The sequence below is a fragment of the Pseudomonas sp. ICMP 8385 genome, assembly GCF_002699915.1.
GTDB classification, from domain to species: Bacteria; Pseudomonadota; Gammaproteobacteria; order Pseudomonadales; family Pseudomonadaceae; genus Aquipseudomonas; species Aquipseudomonas gessardii.
The window spans coordinates 40311-60008 of record NZ_LKBY01000112.1; the positions used below are offsets into that span (position 1 = coordinate 40311).

Consider the following 19698-nt stretch of genomic DNA (forward strand, 5'->3'; position numbering starts at 1 on the left):
GCTAAGGCGCGCGCTCGGCCAACGCCTCCAGCAGATCAGCAGACGGCACAAAGAACAAACCGCCGGTGACCGCCGTGCTGAAGTCCAGCAGGCGGTCATAATGGCCGGCGGGCCGGCCGACAAACATGTTCTGCAGCATCAGTTCCAGTGGCTGCGGTGAGCGCGCATAGCCGATGAAATAGGTGCCGAACTCCCCCGCTCCCGGCCGGCCAAAGGGCATGTTGTCGCGCAGGATTTTCACTTCCTCGCCATCCTGGGTAATGGTGGTCAAGGCACTGTGGGAGTTGCTCGGCTTGACGTCATCCCCCAGCTCGATATCCGACAGCTTGGTACGCCCGATCACCCGCTCCTGGGCCTCGGTGGACAAGGCATTCCAGGCTGGCATGTTGTGCAGGTACTTCTGCACCAGGACATAGCTGCCACCGCTGAACGCCGGATCCTCCTCGGCGACGATGGTAAAGCCCACGGCCTTGCGCCCGGTGGGGTTCTCGGTGCCATCGACAAAACCGATGATGCTGCGCATATCGAAATTGCGGAAACCCTGGACCTCATCGACCACGCTCACCGCATCGCCGAGGGCCGCCATGATGTGCGTGGCCAGTTCAAAACACAGGTCCATCCGATCGGCGCGAATGTGCAGCAGCACATCCCCCGGCGTGGAGACCGCCATGCGCCCCACCACACCGACCGCCTGAAACGGATGCAGGGACGCCGGACGCGGGCTACCGAACAAGGCATCCCAGGCCGTCGAGCCAAAGCCGCAGACACAGGTCAGGTTGCCATCGGGCACGCGCTTGCCGACGGAGCGTGTCAGGCCGGCGATATCGCCGCACCACTCACGCACGGTCTTGGCCGCCTCATTGCCGGGGGCAAGGGTGGCGACCATGAATATGGCAGCGCTGGTAATAGGGCTACACACAGACTGGGGATCACTATTCGGGTTCATCGTCAGGGGTTCCACACGCAGCTCCACGGTTAAAGGAGAGAGTAAAAAATCCTACACCCATTACCAAACGATATAAATGACTGTGAGAGTTGACAGTTACGTCAGCGCCAGCGGCCACGTAGTTTTTGAACAGGGATATAAATCTCTAGGAGAGAATGATGGCGCATAACCCGATGGGCACCGACCCAACCGACGACGAAAACGATCCGATCTTCAATGCCACCACACAAAAGCGCAATGTAGTGGACCCGCGCACCGGTTTGTTTGAAGTCTATGTGCCCTTGCCGGCGGTGACCGGCAATACCGGCAACGGGCCAGTAATCGAAATGAGCCTGCACAATACCCCAGTGGTCAATAACGAAGCGGCACTGGGGGATGGTTGGTTCTATGCCATGACCACCTACAGCGAACGCCACAAGAAGCTCACCTTGCATTCCGGCGAAGTGTTGACGGTGGAAAAGGATAAAGATCTCAAGCAATCCGCCGTGATTGCGCAATGGAGCGCTGGCAAGCTAACCGTTCACCGCAAAGGTGGCCGCACGGAAGTGCTGACACTGCTGGCCAATACCGGCATTTACGTACCCGAGTCCCTGACCAGCGATGGTTACAACCATGTGACCCTGAGCTGGATGACCACCGCCCATGTCATCGACGCCAAAACCTACTACCAGATCCAGTTGACCGAAATCCGCGACACCACCCGCAGCCTGCTCAAGGTGCAATACACCCCCGGGGACCCGACGGCCACGCCCGTCCTCAGTTCGGCCACGATGACCTTCTGGCCCGACGATGCCGTCGAAACCCTGAGCTACACCCTGGCCATCGAGGATTACGCCCTCAAGTCCATCAGCCTGGGGGCGGATATCAAAAGCAGTTTCGAGTACCTGGATCACCCGACCTGTGGCTGGCTGCTGACCAGCATCACCAGCTTCGACGGGCTCCAGGAGCAGGTGCAATACCTGGACAACGGGCTGACCTTCCCGGACAACCCCAAGCTGTCGGCGCTGCCGTGCGTCAGCACCCATACCCTGACACCCAATGGCGGCGGGATACCGGTCATCACCACCTATGTGTACCAGCGCCAGGACCCGGACCACTACCGCACGATCATGAGCGAGGGCGTGCCGGCGATTCGCACGACTACCTATAACTACAATGAACAACATAACGTGACATCGGAAGTTCTTGTCCAAGGGACGGCACAAACACAACAAAAATATATGATGATCGCGCAGGCAGAACTACTTAGCCGCACGATCTCTACAACGTACACAAAGGCAGGCAGAAGTCGGGAAGAAAAAAATGAAAATCGTTTTAACACTCACTCTGCGCTTGTCAACAATCGACAAAATAATATAACTACTGCGATGGACTATATACCTGCTCCAGAGCAGAGCCCATTGGGAATACATAAGACTACGACAAACGGAGAAATCACATTAAATAGTTTACTGGAGGAGATTAGATTAACGTCCAACCAGCAAACCAATAACCCCATTGATTACTCATGGAGTCCTGTCCTGACAACCCCCATCGAGTTATTTTCGTCTACTTATCTTGACACTGAAATTGTCGACGACCCTGGGCTATTGGCAGTTATTCCAGAGCTAATACCCGGGCTACTTCCCACGCTACTCAATATCATCACCTTCAAGTACCACGCGTATAAAGCAATATCGGGCCTAAGTAACTCTAAAATCATCAGCACTTTACAGGGCAGTCTCGTCAATGAACTGGCTTTCGATGCCGCACTGATCGGCCAACGTGTCGAATACTTTGAAAGCAACGACTTTCGTAAAGGTCGCGTAAAAACGCTTACCCGCAGCACCCTGGGAACCAAGGACCGACGGCCCGTGTTCACCGACCCAATACGCAGCTTTAACTACGTGCTGGGCGGGGTTGGAAATACAGAACTGACCACCACAACCACCGACACCGATGAAACCGGCAATACCCGTACTTCGTCGCAAACCCACAGTGTCCTCAGTGGCCGTCTTGTCCGCCAGGTCGACAGCGATGGCAACCGTACCGAATTTGCCTACAACCCATATGGGCAGCTCATCACTCTGACCACCTGCGCCCAAAGCACCACGTATCGCCAGGTCACCACCTATGCCTACCCCGCCCCGGGGCAAGTGGCAATCACCGAACCCAGCGGGAAAACCCACTTGAGCCAATACGACGGCCAGGACCGATTGGTCAGTGAGTACTTGCTCGAAGGCAGCCAACGCAAGCAAACCAAGGCGGTGACCTATGACCGCCTTGGGCGTGAACTGCGCATGTCGAGTTTTGATTACAACGAGAACGGGACTCAGCTCACCCTCTGGCAGGAAGCTCAGTACGACGACTGGAATGCCGTCAGCGGCCGACGCTACAGCGATGGCCGGGAAGACTTCGATCAGTATGACCCCGTCGCGCTCACCCGCACGCAATGGACCGGCAAGGCCACCGACAAGCATGCCACCGTCACGTTCTATAACACGGACGAAACCATTAAGAAGATTGAATGGAAAGACCAGAACGGCACGGTTTATCAAACCCAGGCGGCCAGCTATACCCGGGCCAAGCAAGTGGAGCGGCTGCACACTGACAACGAATTCGGTTCCACCACGATTGACTATACCTACGATAGCAGCGGTCGGCTGCTGCAGGAGAAACACAGCGAAAAAGCTCCAGGATTGCTCGCGCCCTCCTTCATCTACAGCTACCACTACACCTACCCGGTGCATTGGCTGCTCAAAGAGGCCACGCAAATCGAGCTTGAGTCCGCCGGAAAACGCCAGGTCCTGGGCAAACGCAGCTTCGACAGTTGGGGCCGGGTGACCTCACTGACCCGTGGCAGTTGCACCGAGATCTACACCTACACCGGTACGAGCCCAGTGCCCGCCACCACCGTAACCGCCGACGGCCGCACGCTCAAGCATGACTACATCAAGGAATTGGGCAATCGCCTGGCCAAGGTCAGCACGGTGGATGGCAGCGCACAGAAGACGTTCACCTACGCCTATGGCACACAAGGTATTGCCACGGCATCCGAGGGCGAACATTTCCTCCAGTACAACCATGACCTCTATCTGAATATCACCCAACAACGGGTGCAAACCGAGCCTGGGCAAAGCAAGGAAGTGCTTTATACCCACTCACCAGGCGCACGCTTACTCAACAACACTGACGTACAGGGTCAGCAGACGCTATTCCTCTACAGTCGTAGCGGGCAACGCTACGCGACCAATAACTATCATTTCACCACCAGCCATGATTACGATGCTCAGGGACAGTTTCAGGAAGAAACCATCGCCGGCCCTTATAACCTGGCGCCCATCTCCCCAATAACCTTCAAGGTGAATTACACCCACGACTCACAACAACGTGAAACCAGCCGCCAGTTCACACTCACCGATAAAGTTGATCTCCTGCTGGAAAACACCTATTACACCGATGACAAACTAAAATCTGCCCAACTGAAACAGGGCACCGCCGTGCTGGGCTCCCGCAGCCTGACTTATACCCCCGGCGGCCGGCTTATGGCCTGCACCACTACCGGTGTCTGGCGGCCAAAGACACCGGCCAACAAAAACATCGACAAGCAGGAGTTCACCTACGACGCACTGGGGAATGTACTCACATGCATCACCACCTTTGGCAGCGCAAAAAACACCGCGACCTACACCTACGATGCCGCCAATGGCTATCGTCTTGCGAAAATCCAGAACAGCCATGGGGATTACAGCGCGTCTGCCACCTTGAGCTATGACGCAGCAGGACGGGTGACCCGGGATCAGGCGGGCAAGACCTACAGCTATGACTGGCTGGGACGGCTGATCCAGGCCGGCAGTACGTACTACAGCTACGACCCTTCCGACCGTCTGATGACCCGTGATGACGGCGGCGGACCGAGCCAGATCATCTACAACGGGCTCAAGGCCTGCGGGGACTACTCGCCTGGGAATCTCGATAGTAGCCGCAACCTCAACCCCGGCAGTGCCGCCTGTACCGCACAACAGATCAAGCGCTCCGGGGTCCAGAGAACGCTGTTCGAGCTGAGGGATATCAACGGCAGTGTAGTGGCCAGCTATGACGCCCAGGCACAAACCCTCAAGCATCATGCGTATACCGCCTTCGGCGAGCACTTTTCCGAGGAGAGCGACTCGGTGCTGGGCTTCAATGGCGAATACCGCGACAGCAGCACCGGTCAGTACCCCCTGGGCATGGGCGGTCGCTGGTATGACCCTGTCACCGGGCGGTTTCGTATCCCGGATGACCTGAGCCCGTTCGGCAAGGGCGGGCCGAATCTCTATGCCTATTGCGCCGAAGGAGATCCGGTCAATTATCGGGACCCCACCGGACACTATTCCGTGGATCAGCAACTACGGGAGATTTGGGGAGACGAGTTGCCTGGCCCCTTGGGACTAGGGCCCGCAGGATCGTTGATTCATACGATACTGTGGGGAGGGATCGGCGTATTGACCGCTGTGATGACAGGAGGGGCATCCCTGTTACTGACGGCAGCCGCAGTCGCATTTGCCGTGACCTCGCTTGCCACCGGCATTGCCTCGGTGATAGTCAGTTCTTCAGACCCTACCGCCTCCCGCATCCTGGCCTGGATCTCCCTGGGTACAGGGGCACTGGTCGGGCTGGGGACGCTGGCGGCCAAAGTGGTGAGGCTTGGCATGTATCTGGGGCGGTCTCTGCCGTCGGTCGCCAGGAACCTTGTCAGCAAGGCGTCAACCACAGTGGTCAAAACCCTCAGGCAGTCCCGCGTGGTCCGGGGCATTGAGCGTATCTGGGCAATGGCGTCCCCCCGCACAAACGTGAGCGGGCTGGCTCTCTACAACGATCAGTCGCTAATGGCCCAACGTGGAGCGTCAAGTCTGTTAGACATGGGAGACGTGAACACACTCTCATTCGTGACTTCCGGGGTCTTGGGTAATCTGGAGGTCCTTGAGTCTGAACCTGCACAGCTTGCCGATACCTTTGTCGGTGATATTACGTGGTTACCCTTCGGCAACTTCGACGGGTTGTGGCTGAAGATCAGGGCCCGATGAGGTCGGTGCAATCTTGAACTGCAGCGAAGGAACGCATACCTCAAGCTGACCGAACAGGGCCTGATGCCCTGCTCGGTTAGTGGTTGTCGCTAACAACTGCCAGCCACCTAAAGCAGCGTCCAGGTATAACTGAGGATCAACCGGTTCTCATTGATATCACTGCGATAGTTTGAACGCGCCATCACATTGCGCAGGCGAATCCCCAGGCCGCTGAGCACGCCGCTTTGCACGGCATACCCGATATCCAGGTCACGCTCACGGTCGCGGCCTTCATAGCCGGCACCGGTGTTGACGTTGTTGCCCGTGATATAGCGCACCGTGGTCGTCAGCCCCGGCATCCCATGCGCGGCGAAGTTGTAGTCATGGCGCACCTGCCAGGAGCGTTCGTCGGTGTAGGCGAACTCGTAGGTGGGCACCTCGTTGCCCAGCGGCGTGATATTGGCAAACACCCGTGGGAAAGCGCTGTCGCCATACATCGCCTGATAACCGACAGAGAAGGTGTGGCCACCACGCTTGGCCGACAGCAGCGAGAAAAAGGCCTGGTTGTCGATCTTGCCGAGCAACTGCCCGCCCTCCTCGCGTGCCGTGTAGTAGCCCAGGTTGGCGCCCAGCACCCACGTCCCGAACGGCTGGCTGTGCTTAAAACCGATAAAGCCCTGGGCGTAGATGTCCTGCAACTGGCCATGCCAGAGGCTGACGCTGCTGCGCTCGCGATTAAAGGCATAGTCGCCGCCGACATAGTTGAAGGCATCGCTCTGTGCCCCGCGCTGCGGCACATGGCCGAGCATGGCGATCATCTTGCTGTCACCGGCCTCGTTGCGCAGGCTGGTAGTGCTCAAGTGCCCGGCCTGTAGCGTAAGGCCCGCGATCTCGCTGGAGCTGAGGTTCAGCCCCTGGTAACTGGGCGGCAGCAGGCGGATATCGCTGAAGGCCAGTACCGGCAGGTTGGGTTGCAACTCACCGACTTTCAACTCGCTGCGCGAGACCCGCGCCTTGAAGGTCAGGCCCAGGCGACTGTAGTCGTCGGCGGCGCGCCCATCGTCCTTGACCGGCAGCAGGCCGCTATTGACCCGGTCCGGGCTGCTGTCGAGCTTGAGGCCCAGGGTGCCCAGGGCATCCAGGCCAAAGCCCACGGGGCCGGGGGTATAACCGGATTTATAGGTGAGGATAAAGCCCTGACCCCACTCCTGGGCCTTGGACTGTTGGTTGGCGCCAACGATGTCGGAAAAATCGCGGCTGAAGTAATAGTTGCGGGCCTGCAAGGTGGCCGTGGAACCGTTGAAAAAACCACCCTCGCCCGCCACTGCCGCAAGGGGCAGCCCTAGCAAGGAAAGCCAGATACGTTGTGTGTTCATGTCGTTGCTCTTTGTTTTTATTATCGACAGGGGTGTAGCTACAGCGCCTGGGCGGCTGGCAGCGCAATACGGGTACGCCGCTCGTTCAGGGCGAACACCGTCATCGCCAGCGCCGCCACGGCACCGGGAATGGCAAAGGCCATAAAGTTCAGTTGCAGGGGCAGTTCGATCGCCATCAGCGCGCCGCCCAACAGCGGGCCGACGATGGCGCCATTGCGCCCGATGCCGGAGGCCCAGCCCAGGCCGGTGGCGCGGATCGACAAGCCATAGAGCTGCGCCGCCCCGGCATACAGGAGGATTTGGGTGCCGATGGTGGTGGCGCCGGCGATAAAGATCAGCAGGTACAGGACCGGCATCGGGCTGTTGATGCCCAGCAGGCTGATGGAGACTACGGCGGCCGCAAAGAAGCTGATCACCACTTTCACCAGGTTCAACCGATCCCCCAACCGCCCGCCGAGCAGCGCCCCGGCCATGCCCCCGAGGTTCAGCGCAATCAAAAACGACAGGCTCGACCCCAGGCTGTAGCCGGCCCCGGCCATCAGTTTGGGCAGCCACGAACTCAAGGCATAGACCATCAGCAGGCAGCAGAAAAATGCCGTCCAGATCATGGCTGTGCGTACCGCCAGGCCATGGCGAAACAGCTCCACCACCGACGCGCCCTGGCGTTTGACGTCCGTGATGAGCAGTTCATCCAAGGGGTTGATCGGCGTGCCTGGCGACAGGCGATTGAGCAGCGCCCGGGCCTGTTCCACCCGGCCCTGGCGGATCAGGAACCCGATGGACTCGGGCAGCCACAACACAATCAACGGCAACAGCAGCAGCGGGATGACCGCCACGAAAAACATCGACGACCAGCCGTAGGCCGGCAGCATGAAAATCCCCACACTGGCGGCGAGCATGCCCCCCAGGGAATAGCCGCTGAACATGAAGGCCATCAAGGTGCTGCGTACTTTTTTCGGTGCATACTCGTTGATCAGTGCGGCGGCGTTGGGCATCAGCCCACCACAGCCAAGCCCGGCGATAAACCGGCAGATGCCGAACTCCGTGGGGCTGCTGGCAAAGCCGTTGACCACCGTGGCGACGCTAAATAACGCAAAGCAAAAGACGATGCCTTTCTTGCGCCCGAAGCGGTCGGCCAGGGTGCCGAAGATCAGCGCGCCGAACATCATGCCGAACAGCGCATAACTGCCCAGGGCGCCGGCTTGCAAGGGGGTCAGGCCCCACTCGCGCATGATCGACGGCAGGACCACGCCATAGATAAACAAATCATAACCATCAAAGATCAACAGCAAGGCACACAGGCTGACAATCAACCAGTGGAAGCGGTTGAACGGGGCATTATCGATAATCGAATGAACGTCATGGGTACGCATGGCAGTGCTCTCATTATTGTTGTTGTGAGTCAGTGTCTGCAGGTGGAACGCTATTAGCCGAGGTCGCCACCGCCTACCGGCAAGGTCACGCCGGTGATGTAAGAGGCTTCGTCAGAGGCCAGGAACAGGATCGCGCCCACTTGCTCGTCGATGCTGCCGTAGCGCTTCATCGGGCTGCTGTCCAGGGTCTGGTCGACGATCTGCTGGTACCACACGCGCTCCTGCTCGCTCTGCGCCTGGCTGTTGCGCGGGATGCGGCGCGGCGGGGCCTCGGTGCCGCCCGGCGCGGTGGAGTTGACGCGGATGCCGCTGCCGGCGGTCTCCAGGGCCAGGCAGGCGGTCAGGGCATTCACCCCGCCCTTGGCCGCGCCATACGGCACCCGGTTGACCCCGCGCGTGGCGACCGAAGACACGTTGACGATGGCGCCGCTGCCCTGCTCCAGCATGTAGGGCAGCACGCAATGGCAGCACCACAGGGTGGGGAACAGCGAGCGGCGCACTTCAGCCTCGATTTGCGCCTCGGCGTAGTACTCGAAGGGCTTGGCCCAGATGGTCCCGCCCACATTGTTGACCAGGATATCGATGCGCCCGAAACGCACCTGGGCGGCGGCCATCACCTGGGCGCACTCGGCATGCTGTTCCAGGTCGGCGGTGAGGGTCAGCACCCGCGGGTGCTGCACTTCGTGCACCAGTTGCGAGCGATCGACCGCGACCACCCAGGCCCCCTCCTCCAGCAACCGCTCGGCCACGCGCCGGCCGATGCCCTGGGCGGCGCCGGTGACCAGCGCAACCTTGGTGTCAAAACGTAGAGTCATGCTGATTTCCTCAGGCGGCGTCAGAGCTCGCGACAGCGTTAGGGGTGAACTTCTCGTAATGGAAACTGGCCGGGCTCACGCCCTGGCTCTTGAAGTGCTGGCGCACCGCATCGACCATTGGCGGCGGCCCGCACAGGTAGACGTCAATATCGCCGTCGTTGAGCACCTCGCTGGCCATATGCTGGGTGACATACCCCTGGCGCGGGTGTGCGGTCTGCGGGTCGGCCACGCAGGTGACAAGCGTGAGGTTGGGCAGCCGCGCGGCAAAGGCCTCCAGGGCCTCGACCAGCACCAGGTCCTGATCCCGCGTCACCCCATAGATCAGGGTGATCGGCCGGGTTTCCCCGCGCTGGGCCAGCACTTCAAGCATCGACAGAAACGGCGCCAGGCCAGTGCCGCCGGCCAACAACAGCAGCGGCCGCACCACCTCACGCAGGTAAAAACTGCCCAGTGGCCCGGTGATCAGCACGCTGTCGCCCGGCTGGGCGCGCTCCAGCCAGCCGCTCATCAACCCGCCGGGCACATGCTTGATCAGGAAACTGGCCAGCGTCTCCCCGGGGCGACTGCTGAATGAATACGAGCGGGTCTGCCCACTGTCGGGCACGTCGATATTCACGTACTGCCCGGGCAGAAACACCGGCGCGTGGTCCAGCTCGAAACTCACCTCCAGCGCGGCATCGGCATGCCGGGTGATGCTCGCCAGTGTCGCGGCAAAGCGCGTGGTGCCGGTCTTGCAGGCGCTGGACGGCACCGGCACGGCAATCACGCAATCGGAGTGCGGCACCATCTGGCAGGTCAGCACCTGGCGCTCCTGGGCTTCATCTGCACTCAGGGCGTCTTCGATGTAGTCGTCGCCCAAGTCGTAGGCGCCGGTTTCACAGCGGCACTTGCAGGTGCCGCACACCCCGTCCGAGCAGTCCATGGGCAGGTTGATACGTTGGCGGAAAGCGGCATCGAGGACCTTCTCCCCCACCTGGCAGTCGATAAAGCGGGTCACCCCATCCTCGAAGTTCAGGGCAATGGCATACGTCATGGCGGTGTCCTCAGATGTGGTAGATGTCGATGACCTGGTGGATGTAGTCGTTTTTCAGCACCACCTTCTTGCGCGTGATCAGCGGCTGCTCGCCGCGGATATCCAGGCCATAGAACGAGGTGCCGAAATAGCTGTCCGTGGTCTTGTAGCGGTGGCTGAGGGTGTGCCAATTGAAACGCAGCTCCACCTGCGCGCCATCGTCGGCCAGCACTTCGAGGTTACAGAGCATGTGCACGGTGCGCGGCTCGGGCGTGCTGGCGCTGGAGCGTTCGGTCTTGATCCGAAAGATGCGGTCTTCCAGGCCGTCGCGGCTGGGGTAGTAGATCAGCGAGATTTCGCTTTGCGGGTCTTCGGTGAGGGTGTCGTCGTCATCCCAGGCAGGCATCCAGAATTGCACCTTGGGCGAATAACACGCCAGCCACTCATCCCACTGGCGGTCATCCAGCAGGCGTGCTTCGCGGTAGAGAAAGTCCAGCAGGCGCTCACGGGACAGGCTCATGGCTGCACCTCCCGGTCGCTGGCGATCAGGCCTTGCTGTTCACGTTCGATCGCACGCTGCAGGCTTGCGGCCCAATGCGCGTGCTGGCGCACGAACAAGCCCTCGTCTTCGGTTTTTACCCCGCTGAGCTGCGGCTGCATGCCCATGGCCCGGGCATTGTCGTCGGCCCCTTCAACCCACTGCTTGGCGCCACGGCTAAGGTCATTCCACAGGGTGGTCGCGCCCTGGTAGCCGGTCTGGCAGGCGCGGAACTCTTCTAGGTCATCCGGGGTGCCCATGCCGCTGACGTTGAAGAAATCTTCGTACTGACGGATACGTGTGGCCCGCTCCTCGGCACTTTCACCAATCGGCGCCATGCAATAGATCGTCACTTCGGTCTTGTCCACCGCAATGGGCCGCACCACACGGATCTGCGTGGAGAACTGGTCCATCAGGTACACATTGGGGTAGAGGCACAGGTTGCGGGTCTGGTCGACGATAAAGTCGGCGCGCTCCTGGCCCAGGCGCTCGGCCAGCGCCGCGCGGTGGGCATGCACCGGGCGCACTTCTGGGTTGAGCAGGCGCGTCCACAGCAGGATATGCCCGTGATCGAAGGCGTAGACCCCGCCCAGGCTTTTCGACCAGCCATTGGCGTCGACAGTGCGTGTGCCTTCGGCCTCGTAATTGCGCCGGCCCATGGTCGCCGAATAGTTCCAGTGCACGGAGCTGACGTGGTAGCCGTCGGCGCCGTTCTCGATCTGCAGTTTCCAGTTGCCGTCATAGACATAGGACGAACTGCCGCGCAGCACCTCCAGGCCCAGGGGGGCCTGGTCGACCATCTGGTCGATGATGACCCGGGTCTGGCCCAGGTAATCACTCAGTTCCGGCACCGCCTCGCTGAGGCTGCCGAACAGAAAGCCACGGTAGTTTTCAAAACGCGCCAGGCGCTTGAGGTCGTGGGAGCCGTCACAGTCGAAGCTGTCCGGGTAGGCCCCGGTCTTGCCGTCCTTGACCTTGAGCAGCTTGCCGGCGTTGCTGAAGGTCCAGCCGTGGAATGGGCAGGTAAAGGAACCCTTGTTGCCCTGCTTGCGTCGGCACAACATGGCGCCGCGATGGGCACAGGCGTTGACCAGGCCATGCAGGGTGCCTTGTTTGTCGCGGGTGATCACCACCGGTTGGCGGCCGATCCAGGTGGTGTAGTAGTCGTTGATGTGCGGCACCTGGCTTTCATGGCCCAGGTAGAGCCAGCCGCCCTCGAAGATATGCTTGATCTCCAGGGCAAACAGGTCGGGGTCGGTAAAAATGTCGCGGCGGCAGCGGAATACCCCGGTCGCGGGATCTTCCTGAACGGACTCGCGCAGTTGTACAGCGAGGCGGTCGAGTGTACTGGTCATGGGGCAGGCCCTCCGTTGTTCTTGTATCAGGCGCCCTCACCGTACGTGTTCGTCCCACTCCTCAATATCCGCTTCCTGCACATCAGTATCCGGCTGGCGCAAGCGCCTCAGCGATGGCGCTTCCAGGTCTGCGAAGGCAGCTCGCCAAAGCGTTTGCGATAGGCCTCGGAGAAACGCCCCAGGTGCATAAAGCCATAGTCCAGCGCCACTTCCGTCACGCTGCGCGCGGTGCTCAGTTGCAAGCGTGCGTGCACCTGCTCCAGCTTGCGCCGGCGTACGTAGTCACGGGGCGACAGGCCCACCTGGCGCTCGAACAGGCTGTACAGCGAACGCTCGCTGACCTTGGCCACCGCCATCAACTGCTCGATGCTGATGTCTTCACCCAGATGCCCCTCGATAAACTCGCGCACCGCCTCGAAGCCACCCCCTTGCGCCGCCTGGGGCACCACCCGCAATACGTTGCTGGCCAGCAGCGCCAACAGCTTATTGGCCACAATCCGCTCATACAGGTCCTGCACGTGCGGCTCGGCGGCGTTCTCCGCCTCATGGCAGATCAGGCCCAGCAACGGCAAAAAACCGCCCAGTTCACTGAGCGCATGGCGCGCCGCCGCAAAACGGATCCCCGGCTGCGGCAGCGTCCAGTGCTGCGCCAGGCAAGCGTTTTCCAGCAGGCGTACCGGCAACTTGATGATGAATTTCTCGCAGTCGGCCGAATAGGTCAGGTCCACCGGGTCATCGGGATTGATCAGCAGAATCTCGCCCGGCCCGAACACCTGCTCTTCGCCCCGGGAATCGGAGCGGCAGTGCCCCGTCAGCAGGATCTGCAAGTGGTAAATGCTCTCCAGCGCCACCGACGTGACCCGCACCGGCGCGCCATAGCTGATACGGCACAAGTCCAGGCTGGAAAAGGTCCGGTGGCTGATGCTCGCCATGGGCCGGCCCCTGGGCGGTAGGCGAATACAGTGGCTGCCTACATGCTGGTTGACATAATCCGACACGGCATAGGCATCGGCACCCTGGAAAATCTGGCTGCGCTCACTCAATAGCACGGTCATGGTGCGCCTCTTTATAGTTATTGGCCTCAGGCTGAGGCGTGGCGTCGCAAGCGTCCAATATGGATAAGGTCTGACGGGATACCCTGCAGGTATGGTCAGCTTTGCCTAGGTCGATAATCCGCACTAGGCCGGGCATCATGCGGCGCACGACAATCTGGGTGGCGACATGTCTTGATACGTGTTTACCTGGACGATTATCTCGATTGATGTTGCAAGAACTCAGACAGCCTTGGCGCCGCCTTACATAAACAAGGATCATTATGTTGCGCAAAAGTCAGATCATTACCTTCCCGGCCCTGATCGCATTGTCATTGTTACTCACCGGCTGTCCGCCACCCGCCGAATTCACGCAGTGGAAACGCACGTCCACGAGCGCAGACGGTGTTAAAGCGGCCATGACGGAATGTGGCGACCCGGTAGACACTTCAATGATGCATTTACCAATAAACGAGCGGGTGCTGCAGTTCCAGTGTATGCAGCGCCTGGGTTTTAAGCGTAAAGATGGGTTTGAGTTTTGTGAAGTCATGAAGGATATTCCGGCGTGCGTCGAAGAAAAAAATGGTCGCCCGCTTAGCCTGTCCCAACTCGAAGCATTGCCGTATGGCGAAGATGAAGGCTTCTATCCAATAAAACCCGACTCTGGTCGGTATGAAGACATGCAGGTCACCTGGCGTAAAGTGGGTGCATCACGCCACTTCTCGGTACAACTTGCCAATAATCATGAAGCGCTGCCGGTCATGTACGCCTGCGGCTATCCAAAGCCACTCGGGTCGAATTCGCAAGTCGCCAGCATCGGACGCACAGCCAAAGTGCAACGCTGCATGATAGATCATGGCTTTGAACCGAAAGAGGATAGGGTCTTGGTTTGTCGACCTTATCCCCAAGTGACTGGTTGTAAAAGCAACCTTGAAAACAGGGGCTGATTTTATACTGTTGCGCCTCGTAGCCCATTCTGACTTGGGTTCATAGGGCGGGTTCGTCCAGGCAACCGGCGAACAAACGGAGGGCTAGCCACCCTACTACTCGACCATAAGCCCGCGACGCACTCGCCCCGCCCTTTTATAGGCTCTGACCACCGTATTGGTCTCACAAGAAATAATCCCCTCCAGGGCTCCCATCCGGGCAGTTGAGACAGTCCACAGATCATGGATATCACGACACAACACATGCCAAAACAACTGCGAGCCTCCACTGGTCCCGAACAGGCAGCGCGTGTGCTCATCCTTGGCCAGCTCCAGGGCAACCCCCTCCGCCGCCCCCGGTCGGGTTTGCAACGACAGGATCGCCTCGACCCCATAGCCCACCAACAGAGGCTCAAGCTCTACACGAAAGGTCAGGGCATTGCTGTCGACAAGCCCACTCAGCATCCGCTGAACCTTCGGTTCACTGACGCCACAGGTTTCCGCCAGCACGCCCAGGCTGGCCCGACCATCCAGCATTAACGCCCCCAGCAGCCGCATCTCGTCAGCACTCAGGCTCACAGGCCCAGCCAGCACCGGCTCAGTAGGCACCGACCCATCGATCCGCCAGCGACTGGCGCGCCGGAACGACCTGAGGACCACTTGCGATTGAACCTGCCTTACCCCTGGCACCAGCGGCAGCTCTCGCACCACCATGTCAGACAGCGCCTCCACGCTCGGTAAGTTGATCTCGGTGAAGATGTCGAACTCTCCCGTTGTCGCCATGACCACCTGCGTCTGCGCCAACTGCGCCAGGTGCTCCGCCACTTCCCTCTGGCGCCCGTCGGCGACCCGAATCCACGCATGCAGCACCGGGCCGCCACCGACGACAACCGGATCAAGCTCGCCGATCACCCGGATATACCCACTGTCCATCAGGCGTTGCAGGCGGCGTGAAAGCGTCCGCTCGGCCACATCGCAGCACGCACTCAGGTCGCGCCAGGTGCCGCGTGGGTTGGCTTGTAGCGCAATCAGGCAGGCCAAATCGGTTTCATCCAGCGCAAAATGTCTTTTTTCATCCGTATAGACGATTGACGAGACCATATTCTTACAATACCTTAATTCAAGTGGCCAAATTAAAACAAAACAAAGCCGCGCATGTCCAAAAATAATTACAATTCAAAACCAAAGGCACAAGCCAATGAATTATGCGACTCAAACGTCCCAAGCGGTAAAGCCGCAGGTATCCACCGCGCGTAAAATTGCGGCAGGCAGCATTGGCAATGCGGTGGAGTGGTTCGACTGGACGATCTATGCGTCGTTCGCGGTGTTCTTTTCAACACAATTTTTTCCGAAAACTGACGAAACGGCGTCCTTACTGGCGACGTTCGCTATTTTCGCCGTCGGTTTCTTCATGCGTCCAATCGGTGGCTGGGCGCTAGGCATCTACTCGGATCGCTATGGCCGCAAATCCGCATTGGGGGTCACCATCATGCTGATGGCCGGCGGCTCACTGATGATCGGCATTACCCCCACCTACGAGCAGATCGGTCTGCTCGCCCCGTTTTTGCTGGTGATCGCGCGACTGATGCAAGGCTTGTCGCTGGGCGGTGAATACGCGTCCGCCTCTACTTACCTGGCCGAGTTAGCGCCAGATCACCGTCGCGGCTTCTTTTCGAGCTTTGTCTTCTTTAGCTCCGCCGCTGGCATTCTGACCGCATCGGCGATCGGCTGGGCCCTGACCACCCTGCTCACCGACGAGCAGATGAGAGAGTTCGGCTGGCGCATTCCGTTCCTGCTCGGTGCCCTGGGCGGTATCGCAGGCATTTGGCTGCGGATGTCGGTGCCTGAAGCTGAAGCCTCCACGCCGCAATCCTCTAATAAAGTAGAGAAGCAACCGCTACGCACCCTGCTGCGCGATTATCCGCGCGAGACCCTGCGCATTGTGGGCTTTTCGATCCTCAGCACATTTGCCTTTTACCTGTTCGTTATCTACATCCCAACCTATGCCATCCGGGCGCTGCACGTAGCGTCTTCGACAGCCTTTGCGGCCAATACGGTTGCCATGGTCGCGTTCATGCTCGTGCACCCACTTTTCGGCATGCTCTCTGACAAGTTCGGGCGCAAGCCGCAACTGATCGCTTTTGCCCTGGGTTACCTGCTGTTCTTCTACCCGATCATTACCAACATGCAGCCGACGTTCTCGTCGATCCTGATGGTGGAGCTGTTCGGCCTGTTGCTCTACGCGCTTTATACCTCGATCGCGCCAGCCATCATGTCCGAGCAGTTCCCCAGCAGCGTGCGCGCCGTCGGCATTGGTGCGCCCTACAACCTGATGGTGGCCTTGCTCGGCGGTACGACGCCTTACCTGCTGACCTGGTTGCAGAGCCATGGCCAAGAGAGCTGGTTCTTCTATTACGTGCTCGCAGGCGCCGCGCTCACCCTTGTGACCTTCATCAAAATGCCAGAGACCGCCGGAAAGTCACTGAAATAGGCACTGGCTCGAACAACGCGATGCAATCCCCGTCAACGACCGTCGAAGACGGGGATACCGACTCACCCATCTTAGAACCCAGACATTATGCGCGAACAATCCGAAGCCCTTTGTTTCCAGACTGCCCGGCAGATTGCCCATCTGATCGCGACCCGGCAGATCACCTCGCGCGCCGTCACGCAATATTTTCTGGACCGTATTGCCCGCAGCAGTGCGCTTAACGCCTTCACGGTCGTGTTCCCGGAGCAAGCCTTGGCGGCAGCCGATGCCGCCGACAGTGCGCTCGATACCGGTCACTCCTTGAGCCCATTGCATGGCGTGCCGGTGGCCATCAAGGACAATATCGAAATCGCCAACACCCTGGCCTCGGCAGGTTCGTTAAGCCGCCTGACGGCTATCAGTTCCGCGACCAGCACCGTCGTGCAACGATTACAGGCGGCCGGCATGGTGATCCTGGGCAAGACCCAGATGACCGAGTTTGCCTTCGGCTTATCTGGACAAAACCCGACCCGAGGCACGCCCTGGAACCCCTGGGACGCCAAGCAGCAGCGTGCCCCGGGCGGATCCTCTTCAGGCGCGGCGGTCGCTGTCGCCGCCGGGCTTGCCCCCATTGCCGTCGGTGGGGATACCGGCGGATCGATACGCGCTCCCGCCTCGCTGAATCACTTGGTCGGTTTCAAGCCGTCCAGCGGACTCATCAGCGTCGACGGTGTCGTTCCACTGGCGCCAAGCCTGGACGTGCTGGGCCCCATCGCCCGTGACGTTGACGACGCCCATGCGCTCACAGCCATCATGGCCAGCCCGTCTACCGGCACTGGGTTGGACATTCAGTCTGAACTTGCCAGCAAGCTACTGCCCGCCACGCCGGGCACAGTGTTCGTACTGGACCAGGGGGCGTTCCCCAGTGCGCTGTCCATGGGCACCCGCCGGGTCTGGGATCAGGTATTGGTCAATCTGCACGCGGCCGGCTGGACGCTCGAGAACTGGGCTCCCCAGGCTGAGTTGGATATCGGCCAGCTTTCCGAGTGCAACTCGATGATCATTGCCTATGAGGGCTATCGCCAGTTTGGGCACCTTGCGCATGACCCCGCGCAGCTACTCTGGAAGGTCGTACGCCATCGAATCCTGGCGGGTGCGGATATCAGCCGCGACGCCTACGAACACGCCATTGCACAGCGTGCCAAGGCAGCCGAGGCCTTCACACGAACGATCGGTTTATCCGGTGTATTGTTGATGCCTGTCAGCGGTCACGGTGCCTTGCCCCTTGATGACGAAGACACCCACCACACCAGTATTGGCCAGTTCAGCCGAGCGGGTAATTACCTCGGCACTCCAGCAATCGCCCTGCCAGCCGGTTTCGATGAAGCCCAGATGCCGATTGGCGTGCAGCTGCTATCCCCGGTGTCTACCGACATGCACTTGCTGAAAATAGCGAGCGCGATGGCACCTTCACTCTTGCTTGACGCGCGCAAGCCTGCGCTTGAGCGGTGGGGGCTTTAAGCCAGGATCCATCCGAGCAGCATCTAGCGGCACGCCTCCAGTCAGGCCAATGCAGCCTCTGCTGCGGCCGCCTGACGTCATCATCACAAAACAATAAGAATCATCTGATTCTAACTTCGGATCTGACCAGATAGATTACTGGCGTAGCAGGCTACTGTAAGGGACGGCAATGCACGCCCTGAGTCGCCAAATGCAACAGACAATTTTTACAATGAGCTTTTTGATGATGGACATACTAAAACCAGCGCCCCTTACTGCACTGTTAATTTTATCGTGGAATGCGACAGCGGCAACATGCTCTTTTTATCCGGGTCACCAGCAAAGCTCAGTCAAATTTACGCTCCCCCTTACAATATCGCTTCCACGCGACGCGCCGAACGGGACCGTTTTATATGAAAGCCCACCCAGCACACTTCAGAACGTTGCAAGCTCGTTTAAGTGCACGAGTGAATCCAGCAAAGGCGTGATAAATAGTGTTGGTTCTACCGTACCCGACGCCGTTACATTCCCAATTGGAGATACGGGAATCGCTTGGCAGTGGTTACGTACTGATACCGATAAGCTGTTAAAAGGCTTTCCAGGCTCAATAAAGCAAAAGGTGGGTGGTTTTGGTTACAACGGGACCTCTCATGCGATTCGATTAGTGAAAATTGGAAATATTTCTAACTCCCGAATTGCTCCTGGCATCCTCGGCCGCGACGCTATAGGCGGAACCGAACCATTAGCCATGGAAATTATTGGTGCTGGAACGTCCGTAATTCCACAATCATGCGAAACGCCGGACGTTCAAGTCGACATGGGGCCTCACGATATCAGCTCATTTCCAACGATGGGGGCTTATTCCAAATCGGTACAGTTCAATATCAAGGCTAACAACTGCCCGACAGGCATGAACAAAGTCACCTATTCCTTGAAAACAACGCCGGGCAGCCCTGTGCGAGATGTATTTAACGGGACGATTAGTTTAAATCAAAGTTCAAAGGCTAAAGGTTTGGCTTTGCAAATACTCGGCGAGAACGAAGAACCCGTTGTCTTCGACCAAGACTACACCGCAGGCAACTATTCAGCTTCAGGAGGGAGTTTTACCATCCCATTAGCTGGGCGATACATTCGGATACTACAAACGGGAAGTAAAGGCGGGTTCGATCCAGGGATGGTCCCTGGAACTGCCAACGCAGAGCTCTGGTTCATCATGAGTTACCTTTGAACCAACCCTAAGGATGGTCTGAAGTAGCCATGTATTTCCCCGGCATACCACCTAGCGCAACTTTTAAACTCGCCAAATGATCAAAAAACAATCAATTCGACGAG

The 19698-nt window shown here is 59.1% G+C and carries 14 protein-coding genes; 5 read left to right on the forward strand and 9 right to left on the reverse strand.

What is annotated here, in order from left to right:
- Nucleotide 1: 1 nt before the first annotated feature.
- Nucleotides 2-946: a Dyp-type peroxidase gene (locus tag AO268_RS20360; protein ID WP_099169635.1), complete on the reverse strand. Its 945-nt coding sequence runs from the start codon at nucleotides 944-946 to the stop codon at nucleotides 2-4.
- A gap of 158 nt (nucleotides 947-1104) precedes the next feature.
- Here AO268_RS20360 and AO268_RS20365 point away from each other — a divergent pair, with 158 nt between their 5' ends.
- The gene (locus AO268_RS20365; RefSeq protein ID WP_176561395.1) at nucleotides 1105-5991 is read left to right on the forward strand and encodes an RHS repeat domain-containing protein; all 4887 of its coding nucleotides are present in this window, start codon (nucleotides 1105-1107) and stop codon (nucleotides 5989-5991) included.
- Between the two features lie 107 nt (nucleotides 5992-6098).
- Here AO268_RS20365 and AO268_RS20370 read toward each other — a convergent pair whose 3' ends face one another.
- From AO268_RS20370 to AO268_RS20400, 7 genes are all read right to left on the reverse strand, one after another.
- On the reverse strand, nucleotides 6099-7346 hold the full coding sequence (locus AO268_RS20370) for an OprD family porin (RefSeq protein WP_099169637.1): 1248 nt from the start codon (nucleotides 7344-7346) through the stop codon (nucleotides 6099-6101).
- Nucleotides 7347-7384: 38 nt separating this feature from the next.
- Nucleotides 7385-8719 (reverse strand): MFS transporter, encoded by a 1335-nt coding sequence (locus tag AO268_RS20375; protein WP_099169638.1) that lies wholly within the window; start codon nucleotides 8717-8719, stop codon nucleotides 7385-7387.
- Between the two features lie 53 nt (nucleotides 8720-8772).
- Nucleotides 8773-9534 (reverse strand): 1,6-dihydroxycyclohexa-2,4-diene-1-carboxylate dehydrogenase, encoded by a 762-nt coding sequence (locus AO268_RS20380; protein ID WP_099169639.1) that lies wholly within the window; start codon nucleotides 9532-9534, stop codon nucleotides 8773-8775.
- A 10-nt stretch (nucleotides 9535-9544) separates the two neighbouring features.
- Entirely contained in the window at nucleotides 9545-10567 is a 1023-nt protein-coding gene (benC, locus tag AO268_RS20385; protein WP_099169640.1) for a benzoate 1,2-dioxygenase electron transfer component BenC, read from the reverse strand.
- A 10-nt stretch (nucleotides 10568-10577) separates the two neighbouring features.
- Complete coding sequence (benB, locus tag AO268_RS20390; protein ID WP_076960888.1) at nucleotides 10578-11066, reverse strand: benzoate 1,2-dioxygenase small subunit; 489 nt, start codon at nucleotides 11064-11066, stop codon at nucleotides 10578-10580.
- Nucleotides 11063-12439: a Rieske 2Fe-2S domain-containing protein gene (locus AO268_RS20395; protein ID WP_099169641.1), complete on the reverse strand. Its 1377-nt coding sequence runs from the start codon at nucleotides 12437-12439 to the stop codon at nucleotides 11063-11065. Before AO268_RS20395 ends, benB begins: the two co-directional genes overlap by 4 nt.
- A gap of 107 nt (nucleotides 12440-12546) precedes the next feature.
- Nucleotides 12547-13494: an AraC family transcriptional regulator gene (locus AO268_RS20400; protein ID WP_076960886.1), complete on the reverse strand. Its 948-nt coding sequence runs from the start codon at nucleotides 13492-13494 to the stop codon at nucleotides 12547-12549.
- Nucleotides 13495-13754: 260 nt separating this feature from the next.
- Here AO268_RS20400 and AO268_RS20405 point away from each other — a divergent pair, with 260 nt between their 5' ends.
- Nucleotides 13755-14417 (forward strand): hypothetical protein, encoded by a 663-nt coding sequence (locus tag AO268_RS20405; protein WP_099169642.1) that lies wholly within the window; start codon nucleotides 13755-13757, stop codon nucleotides 14415-14417.
- A gap of 96 nt (nucleotides 14418-14513) precedes the next feature.
- On the opposite strand, the gene AO268_RS20410 is transcribed toward AO268_RS20405, so the two are convergent.
- Entirely contained in the window at nucleotides 14514-15497 is a 984-nt protein-coding gene (locus AO268_RS20410; RefSeq protein ID WP_099169643.1) for an Lrp/AsnC family transcriptional regulator, read from the reverse strand.
- A gap of 97 nt (nucleotides 15498-15594) precedes the next feature.
- Between AO268_RS20410 and AO268_RS20415 the strand changes: the two genes are divergently transcribed.
- The 3 genes from AO268_RS20415 to AO268_RS32445 all read left to right on the forward strand — a co-directional run bounded on the left by AO268_RS20415 (nucleotide 15595) and on the right by AO268_RS32445 (nucleotide 19594).
- The gene (locus AO268_RS20415) at nucleotides 15595-16887 is read left to right on the forward strand and encodes an MFS transporter (RefSeq protein ID WP_076960883.1); all 1293 of its coding nucleotides are present in this window, start codon (nucleotides 15595-15597) and stop codon (nucleotides 16885-16887) included.
- An 87-nt stretch (nucleotides 16888-16974) separates the two neighbouring features.
- Entirely contained in the window at nucleotides 16975-18387 is a 1413-nt protein-coding gene (locus AO268_RS20420; RefSeq protein ID WP_099169644.1) for an amidase, read from the forward strand.
- A 190-nt stretch (nucleotides 18388-18577) separates the two neighbouring features.
- Complete coding sequence (locus AO268_RS32445) at nucleotides 18578-19594, forward strand: fimbrial protein (protein WP_141562833.1); 1017 nt, start codon at nucleotides 18578-18580, stop codon at nucleotides 19592-19594.
- Nucleotides 19595-19698: the final 104 nt, after the last annotated feature.